Here is a 17341-nt window from a genome sequence, read left to right as displayed (position 1 = left end):
ATTTTTTTAAAAATTAACCAATCTAATCGTTTTAAAATTTATTAGATTTATCAAAATTTTTAAAATCTGAAATGAAATATCATTTACTCTTTTTTCTCTTTTTACTTGTCAATTGCTTTTCAACAGCACAATCTAATAAAAATGATTTTTGGAATGAAGAATTAGAAAATTCATCTGATATTATAAAACCTAATACACTTTCAACACATCCTTTTGGGATTTACATTTCGAGATTAAATCATAATTTCAATGTTCGAAATACCGAAAAATACTCGTTTTCATTTGAAGTTTCGAGCGGAAATGTAGTATTGCCTTATGTAAAATCATATGAATTAACAGATCCTGTTGATCGTGAAAATTCCAAAAATCAGCCGTGGCATACTCGCGAATATTCATTCGATTTAAGCAAAGTGCCGTCTAAAATCAAAGAATTTGAGGCCGATGGTGTTATTAGATCTTATCGATTTAATTTTACATTACCGCTAACGGTTAATCATGAACTTAATTTCAGCCTCCGCGCCAACTCGCTTGATCGAGGCAAATATCCTTTTTCCGTTTTTACTTCTGATGAATCGATTGAATGGTTTCATCGCAATATTGCCGGTGGAAAAGACCCGTTTTCAAGATATTATTATGGCATAAATAAAGCGGGAATATCATACAAAGATGAAAATGGAAAAATTCTAAAAATGGATAACAATAATTTTACAATTCCTGGAGTTGATATAAATTACACCTTTTATCCTAAATTAGAAATGAATGAAAAACATCATATTTATCTAAATTTTGGAGCACAATTAGGCATTAACACTTCAAAATATAATCCTGCTGCCGATTTTGGGATTTCTTCTTCTATCTTAAAAAAAATGATCATTAAAAATAAAAACATTCTAAGTTTTGGTTTAAGCGCCGGAATTTTACGTCAGCATATTTTTGAATATGGAGACGGCGTAAACCTCAGCAATCAGGATTTTTTATGCAGTTTTGAAGGTTTGATTAATTACAAAGTAAAACTTAGAAACAGCAATCACATGTCTTATGGCATCAATTACAATTTTCAAAATTCATATAATAAGAAAAGTGACATGGATTATATTGTCCTAACCGGCCAAAGAATCAATACGCATTGGCAGAAAACAATTTCTCATTTATATGAAGATGTAGAAGGATGGAGCGCAATTTGTACTTATTCTACGAAGCGATTTTCTTATTTTGTGTATCTTCGAGAAGATTTAAATTTAGATAATGCACCAGATTTACAAACAGGCATCGGAGTAAAAATGTCTATTAAAAAGAGTTAGAATTCTATTTAAAAAAACAAAAAACAAGCTTATTACACCATGAAACTTATCTTAAGAGAATACAATCTCAAACTAAAACACACTTTTACCATTTCGAGAGAGTCTATTGATTTTCAGCCTTCGTTAATTGTCGAGTTGCAAAGCGATGGTTTTTCTGGTTTTGGAGAAGCAACTTCAAATCCTTATTACAATATCACAGTTCCGATGATGATGCAGGATTTGAAAAAAATTAGGAGTATTATCGAAGATACTGAGAATGAAACTCCAGAAGTGTTTTGGGCAAAAATTCATCCGCACTTAAAAGACGATATGTTTGCTTTATGCGCCTTAGATCTAGCTTATAATGATTTGTATGCTCGTAAAAAAGGCAAAAAGCTTTACGAATTATGGAACTATACCACCGAAAGAAATCCAATGACCGATTACACTATCGGAATTGCTTCTATAGAGAAAATGGTTTCTAAAATGCAGGAACTTCCATGGCCTATTTATAAAATTAAACTAGGAACCAAAGAAGATATCGAAATTGTGAAAGAGCTTCGTAAACACACCAATGCTGTTTTCAGAATTGATGCCAACTGCGGATGGACTGTTGAAGAAACTATCAACAATGCTGTTGAATTAAAAAAACTAGGTGTAGAATTCTTAGAACAGCCAATGAAAGCTGATAATTGGGAAGGTCATAAAGAAGTTTTTAAACATTCTGTTCTTCCTGTAATTGCCGACGAAAGCTGTATTATTGAAGAAGATGTAGCAAAATGCCACAATCATTTTCATGGCGTGAATGTGAAATTGGTAAAATGCGGCGGTTTAACTCCTGGAAAACGAATGATCGAAGAAGCAAAAAAACTCGGCTTAAGAACAATGGTGGGCTGTATGACCGAATCTACTGTTGGAATTTCTGCCATTGCACATTTGCTTCCTCAATTGGATTATGTAGATATGGACGGTGCGCTTCTTTTGGCAGAGGATATTGCAACCGGTGTTACTATAAAAGATGGTGTTATAAGTTATTCTAATTTAGACGGAACCGGAGTTACATTGCTATAAAATGAAAGTCGAAAAGTTTCCAGATAGAGTTATTGAAATTGACCAAAAACAGTATTTGTATTTTGGTGGAACTGCGTATTTGGGACTTCCCACAAATGCAGCATTTCAGGAATTAGTGGTTCAAAATATTTTGAATTGGGGAACTACATACGGAAGCTCGAGAACGGCAAATATTCAATTATCGGCTTATGATGCAGGCGAAAGCTTTTTAGCTTCTCATATTGGCTCAGAAAAAGCTGTTACGGTTTCTTCGGGAATGCTGGCCGGAAAACTGATTATTGATTTAATGAAAAAGCAGACCGATTGCTTTTTTCATTTGAATGATACGCATAATGCTATCCAAACCGAAAATAGCCTTCCAATATTCTTAGATGGAAACTTAAATAACCGTTTGTTAGATTCAAAATCTGAAAAAATAACAATCCTTACAGATGGTGTTCCTTCATTTGAAACAAATCCTGCCGATTTATCATTTTTAGAGAAAATTTCAAAAAGCAAAGAAATTACTTTAGTAATTGATGAATCTCATTCGCTAGGAATTACAGGCAAAAATGGCAGCGGAATTTATTCTTCAATTCAATTTCCGGTGAAAAGAAAAATCATGGTTTCTTCTTTAGGAAAAGCTTTTGGATTAACTGGTGGCGTAATTGCTTCCGATTCTGATTTCATCAATCAAATCAAAGAATTGGAAACTTTCACCAGCGCGGCAGGAATGAATCCCGCTTTTGTACAGACACTTTCTGATGCCAAAGAAATTTATAAAATACAGCATCAAAAACTAAAAGACAATCTAAATTATATTGATTCGATTTTAATTAAAAATGGTTATGTCAAATTTGACAAAAACTATCCTCTAATTTATCTTTTATCAAATGAATTAGTAGAAAAACTGAAACAGGAAAAAATCATCATTGCTAGTTTTAAATATACAAAAGATGCAGAACCTTTAAATCGAATTGTAGTTACAGCAAATCATCTTAAACAGGATTTAGATAAACTTGTAAACGTTTTAAATGATTTTAATTCTCGTTTTTAATCATTTTAAAAAACTACCTTTGCAAAAGGTAAATAATGAGTTTTAATTTCAAGTAAAAATTACAAAAACTTGAAACTCTAAACATGAAACAAAAATTATGACAAATAACGATATACTTAAAAAACTTCGCGTGGCTTTGATGCTCCGTGATGACCAAATAGTTGAAATTTTAGAATTAGTAGATTTTAGAATTTCAAAATCAGAATTGGGCGCTTTTTTTAGAGCAGAAGATCATCCAAATTACATGGAATGTGGCGATCAGGTTTTACGTAATTTCTTAAACGGATTAGTAATTCATTTAAGAGGAACTAAAGAAAATCCGAAAAATCCGAATGATGTTTTAGCAAAACATAAATCAGAAATTCCAAATAAAGAAACTTCTAAAGAAAGACCTGAATTTAAAGCTGCACCAAAAGATTCAGAAAAGTATAGAGGTGATCAAAAACCATCTAGCTCAGGATCATCAGCTGGAAAACCTAAAAAGAAATCATTCCCAAAAGGAAATGGAAAACCAGTTGTTGTAGAAAAAGTGGTTTTCAAAAACGGGAATAAGAAAAAATCGTAATTGAAGGGATTTAACCGCAAAGAACACAGAGATTTTCGCAAAGTTCGCAAAGTTTTATTCATGAAGCTTTGCGAACTTTGTTTTTAAAAAAAGATTGTAATTTTCAAATTCTTCTCTGAAACATAGCCCGTGGTTGAAACCACGGGCTATGTTTCAGAGATTCATTGTGTGACATATATTGTGTTCCCGCGGTTGAAACCGCAGGCTATATTGAAATAAAATCCGTAGAATTCTGTTGATTTAGCTTTGCGAACTTTACGTTTGTATTCTCAATCCTAAGTTAAAAATCCTTGCGTGCTTTGCGGTTAAAAATCTATATCTTATTCTCTTCTATTTTATCAAAAAATGCATCTTTAAACGTTGCTCCAATCGGAAGTTCTTTTTCATTTATAAACACCGAAAAATTATCTGTTGATTCGATATGTTTTAAAGAAACGACATACGATTTATGAATCTGAATAAACTCATTTTCTGGAAGAGATTCAATTACATTTTTCAAAGATGAATGTGTGATAATCTGCTGTTTTAAAGTATGAATACAAACATAATTCTGAAGACTTTCTATATATAAAATGTCCTTCAAAAATACTTTCTGAAATTTATTCTTCCCATCCGTTTTAACGAAAAGAAAATCTGGCAGATTACTCTGATTTGAGATTTCTATTTTAGGTTCTGAATTCAATTTTGAAACCGCTTGATAGAAACGTTCAAGAGAAATCGGTTTTAGTAAATAGTCTACAGCATTCAACTCAAAACCTTCTAAAGCAAAATCAGGATATGCTGTTGTAAAAATGACTTTTATATTTTTCGAAATGATTCTAGAAAGCTGTAATCCTGTCAATTGAGGCATTTGAATATCTAGAAAAATCACATCAACAGATTGTGTATTCAAAAATTCTAACGCTTTTAGAGAATCATTAAAAACTCCAGCTTTTTCAAGAAAATTTACTTTTCCAATATAATTCTCAAGTATTCGTGTTGCGGGCGGTTCATCGTCTACAATAATGCATTTAAAAGCCATAAATTAGTTTTTTAGTGGTATTTTCAAGTAGGTTTTAAAGGTATTATTTTCTTCTGTTTTTTCAAGAATAAATTGGTCTTTATACATGTATTCGAGTCTTTTCGTCAGGTTTTCATAACCAATTCCGGTTGACGAATAATTCTCTCCGTCCACATTATAATTGAAAGTTGAAATCTCCAGAAACCCATCTTTTATTTTAATTAAAATAAAAGCTTTTTCTTTTTCATTATTCAGTTTCCCATGTTTAAAAACATTCTCCACAAAATGAATTAAAGCCGAAGAAAGTATCTTTTCATTTGAATATTCTCCTTCAATAGAAAAATCTAAAAACAGCTGATCTTCAAAACGTTTTTTCTGTAAATGAATATAGTTTTGAATAAACTGAATTTCTTTTGAAAGTACGGCTTCATCTTTATCTGTTTCTACAATAACATATCGAAGCAAATCTGAAAGCACCAAAATATCATCAGCCATTTCGTCTTCTTTCAAAACTAACTGACTATAAAATGAATTCAAGGTATTAAACAAAAAGTGCGGGCTTACCTGCGCTTTCAGCATTTGAAATTCGGCTTTTTTATTCTCCAAAAGCAACTCCTGATTTTGATGTTGCGTAGTATGAAATTGCCAAAACAAATAACTTAAAGCACTAAAAATAACAGCCGGAAGCCCAAAAAATAAATTATCAAGAATGTAAAATCCCCATTCTAAATCGCCAACATCATAATTGTGCACTCCTGTAATATGAAAAACAATAACTTCCTGAGTTACATAACGAACACCTGCAAAAATCACTAAGGAGATTGGCATGCTTAAAAAGTAAAAAAGTATTTTCTTTTTATTTAGAAACCAATCACAAAAAGTATAGAAATTTAATACGTAAACAATAAAGACGGAAAGAATATAAGTTGATGTAAGCCAAAAATAAAGTTTGGTATGCTTCTCGATTGCTATTTTATTGTTTATTCCGTAATCCCAAAGAAAATAGGTTAAAAACAATCCGAGAAAAAGAACAATATGGTAGTAAAAAGGAATTTTGAGCTTCATAGAAATTGGTTATAACATCAAAAATACAATTATGACTTTAAACGAAAACGGTATTTTATATGAAACCTCATTTTTTGTATGATGAACAGCCAAAAACTTTATATGAACATTTTGAAATCGAAATTTGGATAGTTGGTCAATTGAAATTCCGCATTCATCAAAAATGAAAATAAAGCTTTAAATCTGTCTATACATTTGCAATGAATTTAAAAACAAAATCATCATGCAAAAAATTATTCTATTACTAGCTCTTATTACAGTTAACATCACTTCTGCTCAGCAACCTAAGAAAAAACAAATTTTATTAATCGGAACTTTTCATTATGCAAACCCAGGTCATGATATTGCCAAGATAAATACTTTTAATGTAATGTCTGAGAAAAGCCAAAAAGAGCTCGAAATAATGAGTGATAAAATCAAGAAATTTGGTCCTGATAAAATTTTTGTAGAATGGAAATTTGCCAAACAAGCTGAATTAGATAAGTATTACAACAAAAACACCGATAGTATACTCAATAAAGATTCAAATGAAATTGCTCAATTAGCATTACGCACTGCTAAAAAACTGAATCACAAAAAGATGTATGGAATTGACTATCGCACGCGCTTTCCTTATGATAGTTTAATGATGTCAATGGAAAAAGCGAATCAGAAGGATTTAATGAAAAAAACTACTGAGTCTACAGAAAGGTTTCAAAAAGAAAACAATGAAAGAATGGCAAAAAGCTCTCTTACCGATCTTATGCTTTATTATAATGAAAAAGCAGCTAATGAAGATAATATTCAATGGTATTTAGAAGTAGCAAACCGAGCTGGAAACCCAGACGATTTTACAGGAGCTTCTTTAGTTTCAAATTGGTATAAAAGAAACTTGTACATGTATTCTTTGGTTCAAAAATTAACCGAAAGCACCGATAAAAAAATAATGGTTTTACTTGGAGCTGGACACGCTGCAATGCTAAGAGAATTTCTAGCACACGATCCAGAATTTGAAATTGTAGAATTGGCGACTGTTTTGAAATAATATTTTTTAACCGCAAAGATATTTTAGCCACAGATTAAAAAGATTAGCACAGATTTTTAAAATCATTCTAATCTTTTTAATCTGTGGCTAGATTTTTACACGAAGAATTTACTGTAGAGACGCACTGCAGTGCGTCTACGTCTCGTGAATCGATAATGAGAAATACGTTGTGTAGACGCACTGCAGTGCGTCTCTACGATATACTTTGTCTTAAAAACATCCTCAACCAGAATATTTTTTGGTATAATTACAACCAAAAAATCCCTCCAAAATTGGAGGGATTTTCTATATAAATTGATTTCTTATTTTAATTAAGAAAGAGCAGCTTTTACTTGGTCAGCAGCTTCTTGGAATTGAACTGCAGATAAGATTGGCATACCAGAGTTGTCAATTAATTCTTTTGCAATTTCAGCATTTGTTCCTTGCAAACGAACGATAATTGGCACATTGATAGCGTCTCCCATGTTTTTGTAAGCGTCAACAACACCTTGAGCAACACGGTCACAACGAACGATTCCTCCGAAGATGTTAATCAAAATAGCTTTTACGTTTGGATCTTTCAAGATAATTCTGAAAGCTGTTTCAACACGTTTTGCATCAGCAGTTCCTCCTACGTCAAGGAAGTTAGCAGGCTCAAAACCAGCGTATTTAATTAAATCCATAGTTGCCATTGCAAGACCAGCTCCGTTTACCATACATCCTACAGTACCGTCAAGATCCACATAGTTAAGACCAACTTCTTTAGCTTCAACTTCGATTGGATTCTCCTCACGGATATCTCTCATTTCAGCATATTTAGCTTGTCTGTATAAAGCGTTATCATCGATGTTAACTTTAGCGTCAACAGCTAAGATTTTGTTGTCTGAAGTTTTAAGAACTGGGTTGATTTCAAACATAGAAGCATCAGAACCAATGTAAGCATTGTAAAGTGCGTCGATGAATTTAACCATTTCTTTGAAAGCGTTTCCAGAAAGACCTAAATTGAAAGCAATTCTTCTCGCTTGGAAACCTTGCAATCCTACAGAAGGATCAATTTCTTCAGTAAAGATTAAGTGTGGAGTGTGCTCAGCAACTTCTTCGATATCCATTCCACCTTCAGTAGAATACATGATCATGTTGCGTCCTGTACCTCTATTCAATAAAACAGAAACATAAAATTCAGAAGTTTCGCTTTCTCCAGGATAGTAAACATCTTCAGCTACTAATACTTTGTTAACTTTTTTACCTTCAGGCGGAGTCTGAGGAGTAATTAATTGCATTCCGATGATTTGTTCTGCTAACTCTTCAACTTGTTGTAAGTTTTTTGCCAGCTTAACTCCACCACCTTTTCCACGACCACCTGCGTGAATTTGTGCTTTAATTACATGCCATCCTGTTCCAGTTTCGGCAGTTAATTGTTTTGCAGCAGCCACAGCTTCAACTGCATTATTAGCCACGATTCCGCGTTGCACACGTACTCCGTAACTCGCTAAAATTTCTTTTCCTTGATATTCGTGTATGTTCATAATATAGAATTTGTCTGGTTCTGAATTTATTTCAGAATAAAAGTGCGACAAAAGTAACAAAATACAACTTAATAGTAAAATCTTTTTCAATTAAATAAATGTTATATATAGGTATTAGGGGTTGATAATTTTTGAAAGCAAACAAATCGTTAACGGAACAATTTGTTAATGTTAACACAATTCGCATAAAACGTTTGATATTTAACAAAAAATTCACTGGTTTTATTGGCCTCCCGACGATTTTTCCTAATATATTTTAAGAGTAATTATATTTTTAGCAATTCGGGATGCCTTCTATAATAATATTAATAATTAAGAACCCTTTTTCTAATATTACAGCAAAAATGAAAGCAAAAGCACTATTTCAATACATTATGTTTAACGAAATCTTTATTTTTGTAAAAAAAATATCAAGAATGAGAGTTAAAGAACAAGGGCTTTATCTGCCTGAATTTGAACACGACAATTGTGGTGCAGGATTTATTTGTAATTTGAATGGTATTAAGTCAAATGATATTATTCACAAAGCATTAGACATCTTAATTAAATTGGAACATCGTGGTGCCGTAAGTTCTGATGGAAGAACTGGTGACGGAGCCGGAATTTTATTCGACATTCCTCATGATTTTTTTAAGAAAGTTTGTGACTTTGAAATCCCAGAAGCGCGTGAGTATGCAGTAGGAATGGTTTTTTTACCAAAAAGCAAAAACCAGGTTTCTTTTTGTATTAATGCATTTGAAGCTACTATCAAAGATCAAAACTTAAAAGTTTTAGGTTGGAGAGATGTACCCGTTGAAGTTGAAAATCTAGGTGAAATCGCCGCAGAAAAAGAACCAACAATTAAACAAGTTTTCGTTTCTAAAAACGGACAGGATTTAACTGAACAAGAATTTAATGCAAAACTTTTTGCAGCTAGAAAAATTGCTGAACATGCCGTAAGAGGATCTAAAACCTCAGAAAGCCACATGTTTTATTTTACTAGCCTATCGACAACTACTATAATATATAAAGGTCTATTGATGCCGGAAGACATCAGCCGTTATTATATAGATTTGAAAGATCCAGACTTGGTGACTCGTCTTGCACTTGTACACCAGCGTTTCTCTACAAATACATTCCCATCTTGGGACTTAGCTCAACCGTTTAGATACATGTGTCACAATGGTGAGATCAATACACTTCGTGGAAATGTAAGCCGTATGCGTGCTCGTGAAGAGCTTATGCAGAGCAAAGTTTTTGGCGATGATATCAAAAAATTATTCCCAATTATCTTAGAAGGAAAATCAGATTCTGCTTCTATGGATATGGTGATTGAACTTTTATTAATGACTGGCCGTTCGCTTCCGGAAGCAATGATGATGGTAGTTCCTGAAGCTTGGGAAAAACACCAGACAATGTCTCCAGAAAAAAGAGCTTTCTATGAGTACAATGCTTGCATCATGGAGCCTTGGGATGGTCCTGCTTCTATTCCGTTTACAGATGGTAACGTAATTGGTGCTTTACTAGACAGAAACGGATTGCGTCCTTCTCGTTATACATTAACGAAAAGCGGATTCGTAATTATGTCATCTGAAATTGGTGTATTAGACATCGATCCAGAAGATGTAATTCAGCACGGTCGTCTTGAGCCAGGAAAAATGTTCTTGGTTGATATGAATGAAGGCCGTATCATCGAAGACGAAGAAGTTAAAAAAGCGATCGTTACAAAACGTCCATACAAACAATGGGTTGACGAAAACTTATTGCCATTGGCTAGCGTTCCATACACCAACAACCCTACTCCTGTTGAAAAATTAGATTTCTTAACAAGACAGCGTTTGTTTGGTTATACTATTGAAGATTTAAAAACAATCATCAACCCAATGGGTAGCGACGGAGCTGAAGCGATTAGTTCTATGGGTAACGATACTCCTTTGGCAGTTCTTTCAGATCAGCCTCAGTTGTTGTACAATTACTTCAAACAATTATTTGCTCAGGTTACAAACCCACCGTTGGATGGTATTCGTGAAGAAATCATTACTGACATCAGTTTAGCAATTGGTGGAGATTTCAATATTTTCGAAATTGAATCGAAACAATGTAAAAAGTTAAAAATCCAAAATCCAGTTATTTCTAATGAGGATTTGGATAAAATCAGAAATATCGATCACGCAGATTTCAAATCGGCTACTATTTCTACTTTATATAAAATAGAAAAAGGAGTAAACGGTTTAGAGCGTGCGCTTGAAAAATGCGTTCAGGCAACTTTTAAAGCGGTTGAAGAAGGATGCAACATCATTATCTTATCTGATAGAGGTGTAAGCGAAGAATTAGCTCCAATTCCAATGTTATTGGCTTGTTCTTACATTCACCACTCATTAAACATTTTACAAGTTCGTTCTAAATTCGGAATCATCATCGAATCTGCTGAACCAAGAGAACCTCATCATTTTGCTTTATTGTTCGGATATGGTGCAAGCGCAATCAATCCTTACATGGTAAACGAAATCATTCACGATCAAGTTGAAAAAGGTTTCATTACAAAAGTAAAAGCTGATTATGCAGTTGTAAATTACAACAAAGCGATTGCAAAAGGAATCGTAAAAATCATGAACAAAATTGGTATCTCTACTTTACATTCGTACAGAGCTGCTCAAATTTTCGAGATTTTAGGATTAAACAAAACATTTACCTCTAAATACTTCCCTTACACTCCATCAAGAATTGAAGGAATTGGTTTAATGGAAGTGGAGAAAGAAGTTAAAAAACGTTTCCAAAAAGCTTTCCCAAATTCAAAAATTGCAAACTTGCTTTCTCTTGAAATTGGAGGTATTTACAGATGGAGACGCGGTGGTGAAAAACACATGTTTAACCCAACTACGATTTCTAAATTACAACAAGCGGTTCGTTTAAACAGCCCAGAAAGTTATAAAGAATACTCAAATGCTGTTAACGAGCAGAGTTCAAACTTAATGACTATTAGAGGTTTATTTGAATTCAACAATTTAGATCCAATTTCTATTGACGAAGTAGAACCTTGGACAGAAATTGTGAAGAAATTCAAAACAGGTGCAATGTCTTACGGATCTATTTCGAGAGAAGCACACGAGAATTTAGCGATTGCAATGAACAGAATTGGTGGAAAAAGTAACTCTGGAGAAGGCGGAGAAGATCCAAAACGTTTCCAGAAAGAAATTAACGGAGATTCTAGAAACAGTGCTATCAAACAAGTTGCATCAGGACGTTTTGGTGTTTCGATCAACTATTTGACAAACGCTAAAGAAATCCAGATTAAAATGGCTCAGGGTGCGAAACCTGGTGAAGGCGGACAGTTACCTGGAGAAAAAGTGGTGCCTTGGATTGCTGAAACTAGAAACTCTACACCTTATGTAGGTTTGATTTCACCTCCTCCTCACCACGATATTTACTCTATTGAGGATTTATCTCAGTTAATTTACGATTTGAAAAACGCGAACCGTGAAGCTCGTATCAACGTGAAATTAGTTTCTGAAGTTGGAGTTGGAACCATCGCTGCCGGTGTTGCCAAAGCAAAAGCTGACGTTATCTTGATTTCTGGTTATGACGGAGGAACAGGAGCTGCACCATTAACATCTTTACAGCACACAGGTATTCCGTGGGAACTTGGTTTAGCTGAAGCACAACAGACTTTGATCTTAAACGACTTAAGAAGCCGTGTAGTTTTAGAGTGTGACGGACAATTGAAAACTGGTCGTGACGTGGCTATCGCAGCTTTATTAGGAGCAGAGGAATTCGGTTTTGCAACTGCACCGCTTGTTGCTTCTGGATGTATCATGATGAGAGCTTGTCACTTAAATACTTGCCCAGTTGGTATTGCAACTCAGGATCCTGAATTGAGAAAAAATTTCAAAGGAACTCCAGAGCACGTAATCAACTTCATGTATTTCATTGCTGAGGAGTTAAGAGAAATCATGGCACAGTTAGGTTTCAGAACTTTAAAAGAAATGGTAGGTCAGTCACAAAAATTAAATGTGAACAAAGCCATCAAACATTATAAAGCAAATGGTTTAGACTTGTCAACCATTCTATACAAACCGGAAAAAGCAAAAACAGAGCCAAATCATAATACAACAACTCAGGATCACCAACTTGAAAACGTATTGGATTTTGACATCATCAAAGAAGCGATTCCGTCTATTTATAGAAAAGAGAAAACAAGAGTAACCTTTAAAATTAAAAATACAGACCGTTCTGTAGGTGCGATTTTGAGTAACGAAATCTCAAAAATCTACGGCGCACAAGGATTACCTGATGACACTATTTTAGTTGATTTTGAAGGTTCTGCTGGACAAAGTTTTGGTGCATTCGCAACAAACGGATTGTCATTTAAAATTCACGGAAACTGTAATGATTATTTAGGAAAAGGTCTTTCTGGAGGAAAATTAATTGTAAAAGTCCCTCCTACTGCAACTTTCAAACCTGAAGACAATATCATTATCGGGAACGTTGCCCTTTACGGAGCTATTACCGGAGAGGCTTATATTAATGGAATGGCCGGAGAGCGTTTCTGTGTTAGAAATTCTGGAGCAACAGCAGTTGTTGAAGGAATTGGAGATCACGGATGCGAGTACATGACCGGTGGTACAGTAGTAGTTTTAGGAAAAACAGGAAGAAACTTCGCAGCTGGTATGAGTGGTGGTGTAGCTTATGTTTACGATCCGAACAAGAAATTCGATTCTACCGTTTGTAACATGGAAATGGTTGCATTCGACCCAATGGAAGAAGAAGATCTTACGAAACTAAGAAAACTGATCAAAAATCATTCATTGTACACAAGCAGTCCATTAGCAAAAAGAATTTTAGCAGACTGGGAAAACCAACAACAGCACTTCGTAAAAGTAATGCCAACTGATTACAAAAAAGCATTACAAAGAATTGCAGAAGAGAAAAAAATAGAAGAATTAATAGCGGGATAAAAATCAATTTCAAAAAATAAAATTCCAAATTCCAATGGCAATATCAATGAAAATGTCTTCCTGAGCGAAGTCGAAGAATTGGAATTTGGAACTTAAAGAAATTGAAATTTAATTTAAAAAGTCATGGGTAAAATAGGCGGATTTAAAGAATATAACAGAGCCGATGAAAGTAATTTAGCAGTAGCAGAACGTGTTTCTAACTACAACGAATTTACTATTCCGGTACCAAAAGATAAATTAAAAGAACAAGGATCAAGATGTATGGACTGTGGAATTCCTTTTTGCCACAGTGGTTGTCCGTTAGGAAATTTAATTCCTGACTTCAACGACATGGTGCATCAGGAAGAATGGCAAAGTGCATTAGAGATTTTACAATCTACTAATAACTTCCCAGAATTTACAGGACGCTTATGCCCTGCTCCATGTGAGAAATCATGTGTATTAGGAATCATCAAAGATCCAGTTTCTATCGAAAACATTGAGAAAAGCATCGTAGAAAGAGGTTTCGCTGAAGGATGGATCAAACCACAAGCACCAAAAACAAGAACTGGAAAAACTGTTGCTGTTATTGGTTCTGGACCTGCAGGTCTTGCAGCTGCTCAGCAATTAAACAGAGCTGGTCACACGGTTACTGTTTTTGAAAGAGACAACGCAATTGGAGGTTTATTACGTTACGGAATTCCAAATTTTAAATTAGAAAAAGGAATTATCGATCGTCGTGTAGCTATTCTAGAAGCAGAAGGAATCACTTTCAAAACTAATGTAAACGTTGGTGTTAACTTCAGTGTTGAAGAATTAAACGCATTCGATTCTATCGTTTTATGCGGAGGAGCAACTGAAAGAAGAAGCTTGCCAACTAAAGGAATCGAAAGCAAAGGTGTTGTTCAGGCAATGGATTTCTTGACACAACAAACTAAAGTTTTATACGGAGAATCTATTCCAGATCAGGTTAAAGCAACTGGTAAAGATGTAATCGTTATTGGTGGTGGAGATACAGGTTCTGACTGTATCGGAACTTCTAACAGACACGGAGCAAAATCAGTAACTAACTTTGAGATTTTACCAAAACCTCCAGTTGGAAGAAGCGAGTCAACTCCTTGGCCTTTCTGGCCGTTACAGTTGAAAACATCTTCTTCTCACGAAGAAGGTTGTGACAGAAACTGGCTAATCAATACTAAAGAATTCATTTCTAACGAAAAAGGCGAATTAACGGGATTAAAAACAGTTGAAGTGCAATGGAAAATGACTCCAGGTCAGCGTCCAGAATTAATCGAAAAAGAAGGTTCTGAAAAAATCTGGCCTTGCGATTTAGCTTTATTGGCTCTAGGATTTACAGGTCCGGAGAAAACATTAAGCGAGCAATTAGGTATCGAAACTGATATGAGAAGCAACTACAAAGCGCATAACTATCAGACAAACGTTCCTCACATTTTCACTGCGGGTGATATGAGAAGAGGACAATCATTAATCGTGTGGGCTATTTCAGAAGGTCGCGAAGCAGCAAGAGAGGTAGATTTATTCCTTATGGGATCTACAAACTTGCCTACTAAAGGAAAAGGAGATTTACCGAGCTTATAATTTAAGGTTCTGAGATACTAAGGTGCTAAGGTTCTAAGTTTTTTTCCTTGCATTTTATTTAATCTTTATTCCTATAAACAACATAACTACTAACAAACCCTTGAATTCATATTCAGGGGTTTTGTTTTTTTAGCCACAGATTACACAAATTTTCGCAAATTTCCATTTTGACAGATTTATATTCAAATATAGCCCGTGGTTTCAACCACGAGGACGCAATATATAATTATGCTCAATTCGTAACGTTTCCCGTGGTTGAAACCACGGGCTATGTTTTATACATTTTGAAAAAAAATCTAAATTAAAAATTTGTGAAAATTTGTGTAATTTGTGTAATTTGTGGTGAAAAATTTTCTCATTTTGAAGCACCACAATAGGCATTTTAGTAAACATAGTTCCCGCTTTCGGCTATATCTCTCCGTTCCACTACGAGGATACCGCCTCAATCGGGGCTAAATTCAAACATTTGGCTTCTTTTAAAAATTCGTAAAAAAAATCCATTTAATCTGTGACTCGAGCGATAGCGAACAGGCGAAGCAAATCTGTGGCAAAAAATAATTTCAACATCACGTAGGAATTAGAGAAATTCGTGAATTCGTAGCGAAAAAAACTTAGTATCTTAGCATCTCATAACCTTAGCATCTTTAAAAAGGTTATAAAATTTCAAAAACAGCAACTTTTTGTTTGAAATAAAACAATTTGTTATATTTTGTTATTTTTCTGCAAATTATTTGCTGGTAATCAAAAGTGTAATAACTTTGCTCAAAATAATTTGAAAAATGCAAGCAAAAGATTTACTGCAGTTAGCAGACCAATTTGGAAGTCCATTGTATGTTTACGATGCTGAAAAAATCCAATCTCAGTACAACAGATTAACTAAAGCTTTCTCTAAGGTAGAAAACTTAAGAGTTAATTATGCCATGAAGGCATTGTCTAACATTGCAATTCTTCAGTTATTAAAGAACATGGGGTCTGGCTTAGACACTGTATCAATTCAGGAAGTTCAGTTAGGACTTCATGCTGGCTATGATCCTGAGAAAATTTTCTTTACACCAAACGGCGTTTCTCTAGAAGAAATCGAAGAAGTTGCTGCAATGGGTGTACAAATCAATATCGACAACTTATCTATTCTGGAGCAATTCGGAACAAGACATCCTAATATTCCGGTATGTATTCGTATCAATCCACACGTAATGGCGGGCGGAAACGCTAACATTTCTGTTGGACATATCGATAGTAAATTCGGAATTTCTGTTCACCAGATTCCGCATATCTTGCGAATTGTTGAAAACACAAAAATGAGCATTGTTGGAATTCACATGCACACAGGATCTGATATTTTAGATATCGAAGTATTCTTGTATGCTGCTGAAATCTTGTTTGATACTGCTAAACATTTCAAAGATTTACAATTCTTAGATTTCGGAAGCGGATTCAAAGTTCCTTACAAAAAAGACGATATCGAAACAGACATCGAAGAATTAGGTAAAAAATTATCAAAAAGATTCAACGCTTTCTGTACAGAATACGGCAGAGATTTAACATTGATTTTTGAGCCAGGAAAATTCTTGGTGAGCGAAGCAGGTCATTTCTTAGTAAAAGTAAACGTAGTAAAACAAACAACCTCAACAGTTTTCGCTGGAGTAGATAGTGGTTTCAATCACTTAATTCGTCCAATGTTGTACGGATCTTCACACCACATTGAAAACATTTCGAATCCAAAAGGAAAAGAGCGTTTTTACTCTGTTGTAGGATACATTTGCGAAACCGATACTTTTGCAAACAACCGTAGAATTCAGGAAATTACTGAAGGGGATATTTTATCTTTCAGAAACGCTGGAGCATATTGTTTCTCAATGTCTTCTAACTACAATTCAAGATACAAACCAGCTGAAGTTTTATGGATGAACGGTCAGGGAATCCTAATTCGTCAAGCTGAAACATTTGAAGATTTACTTAAAAATCAAATTCCGTTGCCACAAGAAATTGCAGCTACGGTTTAACAATAGAAAAAAAGAGAATATCATTTTAATCCCGTTTCTTAATTGAGGCGGGATTTTTTTGTTGCAGATTTTTGAGTTTAGATTTTAGATTATTTTGCAAACGTCTTGTCAGGCTGAGCGAAGTCGAAGCCCACGCAAAGTAATCGCTATTTTTGTCATTCCTGTAAAAGTCATTTATTTCGGTAACGGATTTATCATTTCGATTGGCTTTTTTCCATCAATTCCCTGATGGGGTCTTTCATGATTATAGTAATATAAATATTGTAATAATTCTTCTTTT

At 34.2% G+C, this 17341-nt stretch carries 11 protein-coding genes; 8 read left to right on the top strand and 3 right to left on the bottom strand.

Annotated features, from left to right (window positions below; translation table 11 throughout):
* The first annotated feature begins 71 nt into the window (after window positions 1-71).
* From RB618_RS21060 to RB618_RS21045, 4 genes are all read left to right on the top strand, one after another.
* Window positions 72-1301 (top strand): hypothetical protein, encoded by a 1230-nt coding sequence (locus RB618_RS21060; RefSeq protein WP_308070598.1) that lies wholly within the window; start codon window positions 72-74, stop codon window positions 1299-1301.
* 39 nt (window positions 1302-1340) lie between these two features.
* Window positions 1341-2351, top strand: coding sequence for a dipeptide epimerase (locus RB618_RS21055; protein ID WP_308070597.1), 1011 nt, complete (start codon window positions 1341-1343; stop codon window positions 2349-2351).
* Window position 2352: 1 nt separating this feature from the next.
* Window positions 2353-3387 (top strand): aminotransferase class I/II-fold pyridoxal phosphate-dependent enzyme, encoded by a 1035-nt coding sequence (locus RB618_RS21050; RefSeq protein WP_308070596.1) that lies wholly within the window; start codon window positions 2353-2355, stop codon window positions 3385-3387.
* Between the two features lie 97 nt (window positions 3388-3484).
* Window positions 3485-3952, top strand: a complete 468-nt coding sequence (locus tag RB618_RS21045; RefSeq protein ID WP_308070595.1) for a DUF1456 family protein — start codon at window positions 3485-3487, stop codon at window positions 3950-3952.
* A gap of 313 nt (window positions 3953-4265) precedes the next feature.
* Here the strand turns inward: RB618_RS21045 and RB618_RS21040 are convergent, their stop codons facing one another.
* Together RB618_RS21040 and RB618_RS21035 are read right to left on the bottom strand one after the other, a co-directional pair.
* Window positions 4266-4973, bottom strand: coding sequence for a LytTR family DNA-binding domain-containing protein (locus tag RB618_RS21040; RefSeq protein ID WP_308070594.1), 708 nt, complete (start codon window positions 4971-4973; stop codon window positions 4266-4268).
* Window positions 4974-4976: 3 nt separating this feature from the next.
* Window positions 4977-6017 (bottom strand): histidine kinase, encoded by a 1041-nt coding sequence (locus tag RB618_RS21035; protein ID WP_308070593.1) that lies wholly within the window; start codon window positions 6015-6017, stop codon window positions 4977-4979.
* Between the two features lie 223 nt (window positions 6018-6240).
* Between RB618_RS21035 and RB618_RS21030 the strand changes: the two genes are divergently transcribed.
* The gene (locus RB618_RS21030) at window positions 6241-7041 is read left to right on the top strand and encodes a DUF5694 domain-containing protein (RefSeq protein ID WP_308070592.1); all 801 of its coding nucleotides are present in this window, start codon (window positions 6241-6243) and stop codon (window positions 7039-7041) included.
* Window positions 7042-7352: 311 nt separating this feature from the next.
* On the opposite strand, the gene sucC is transcribed toward RB618_RS21030, so the two are convergent.
* Complete coding sequence (sucC, locus tag RB618_RS21025; protein ID WP_111377869.1) at window positions 7353-8546, bottom strand: ADP-forming succinate--CoA ligase subunit beta; 1194 nt, start codon at window positions 8544-8546, stop codon at window positions 7353-7355.
* Window positions 8547-8962: 416 nt separating this feature from the next.
* On the opposite strand from sucC, the gene gltB reads away from it, so the two are divergent.
* The 3 genes from gltB (at window position 8963) to lysA (ending at window position 17061) form a co-directional block, all read left to right on the top strand.
* Window positions 8963-13480: a glutamate synthase large subunit gene (gene gltB, locus RB618_RS21020; protein ID WP_308070591.1), complete on the top strand. Its 4518-nt coding sequence runs from the start codon at window positions 8963-8965 to the stop codon at window positions 13478-13480.
* 123 nt (window positions 13481-13603) lie between these two features.
* Entirely contained in the window at window positions 13604-15058 is a 1455-nt protein-coding gene (locus RB618_RS21015) for a glutamate synthase subunit beta (RefSeq protein ID WP_308070590.1), read from the top strand.
* 779 nt (window positions 15059-15837) lie between these two features.
* A complete protein-coding gene (gene lysA / locus RB618_RS21010) occupies window positions 15838-17061 on the top strand; it encodes a diaminopimelate decarboxylase (protein ID WP_308070589.1) in 1224 nt (407 codons plus the stop codon).
* Window positions 17062-17341: the final 280 nt, after the last annotated feature.

The sequence above is a fragment of the Flavobacterium sp. LHD-85 genome (assembly GCF_030929595.1).
In the GTDB taxonomy this organism is placed as follows: Bacteria; Bacteroidota; Bacteroidia; order Flavobacteriales; family Flavobacteriaceae; genus Flavobacterium.
This window is presented reverse-complemented; position numbering and strand designations above follow the sequence as displayed.

Coding starts and splice junctions, on each gene's coding strand:
- lysA (WP_308070589.1), top strand. CDS start 15,838: ATGCAAGCAAAAGATTTACTGCAGTTAGCAGACCAATTTGGAAGTCCA.
- RB618_RS21050 (WP_308070596.1), top strand. CDS start 2,353: ATGAAAGTCGAAAAGTTTCCAGATAGAGTTATTGAAATTGACCAAAAA.
- RB618_RS21055 (WP_308070597.1), top strand. CDS start 1,341: ATGAAACTTATCTTAAGAGAATACAATCTCAAACTAAAACACACTTTT.
- sucC (WP_111377869.1), bottom strand. CDS start 8,546: ATGAACATACACGAATATCAAGGAAAAGAAATTTTAGCGAGTTACGGA.
- RB618_RS21035 (WP_308070593.1), bottom strand. CDS start 6,017: ATGAAGCTCAAAATTCCTTTTTACTACCATATTGTTCTTTTTCTCGGA.
- RB618_RS21060 (WP_308070598.1), top strand. CDS start 72: ATGAAATATCATTTACTCTTTTTTCTCTTTTTACTTGTCAATTGCTTT.
- gltB (WP_308070591.1), top strand. CDS start 8,963: ATGAGAGTTAAAGAACAAGGGCTTTATCTGCCTGAATTTGAACACGAC.
- RB618_RS21030 (WP_308070592.1), top strand. CDS start 6,241: ATGCAAAAAATTATTCTATTACTAGCTCTTATTACAGTTAACATCACT.
- RB618_RS21040 (WP_308070594.1), bottom strand. CDS start 4,973: ATGGCTTTTAAATGCATTATTGTAGACGATGAACCGCCCGCAACACGA.
- RB618_RS21015 (WP_308070590.1), top strand. CDS start 13,604: ATGGGTAAAATAGGCGGATTTAAAGAATATAACAGAGCCGATGAAAGT.
- RB618_RS21045 (WP_308070595.1), top strand. CDS start 3,485: ATGACAAATAACGATATACTTAAAAAACTTCGCGTGGCTTTGATGCTC.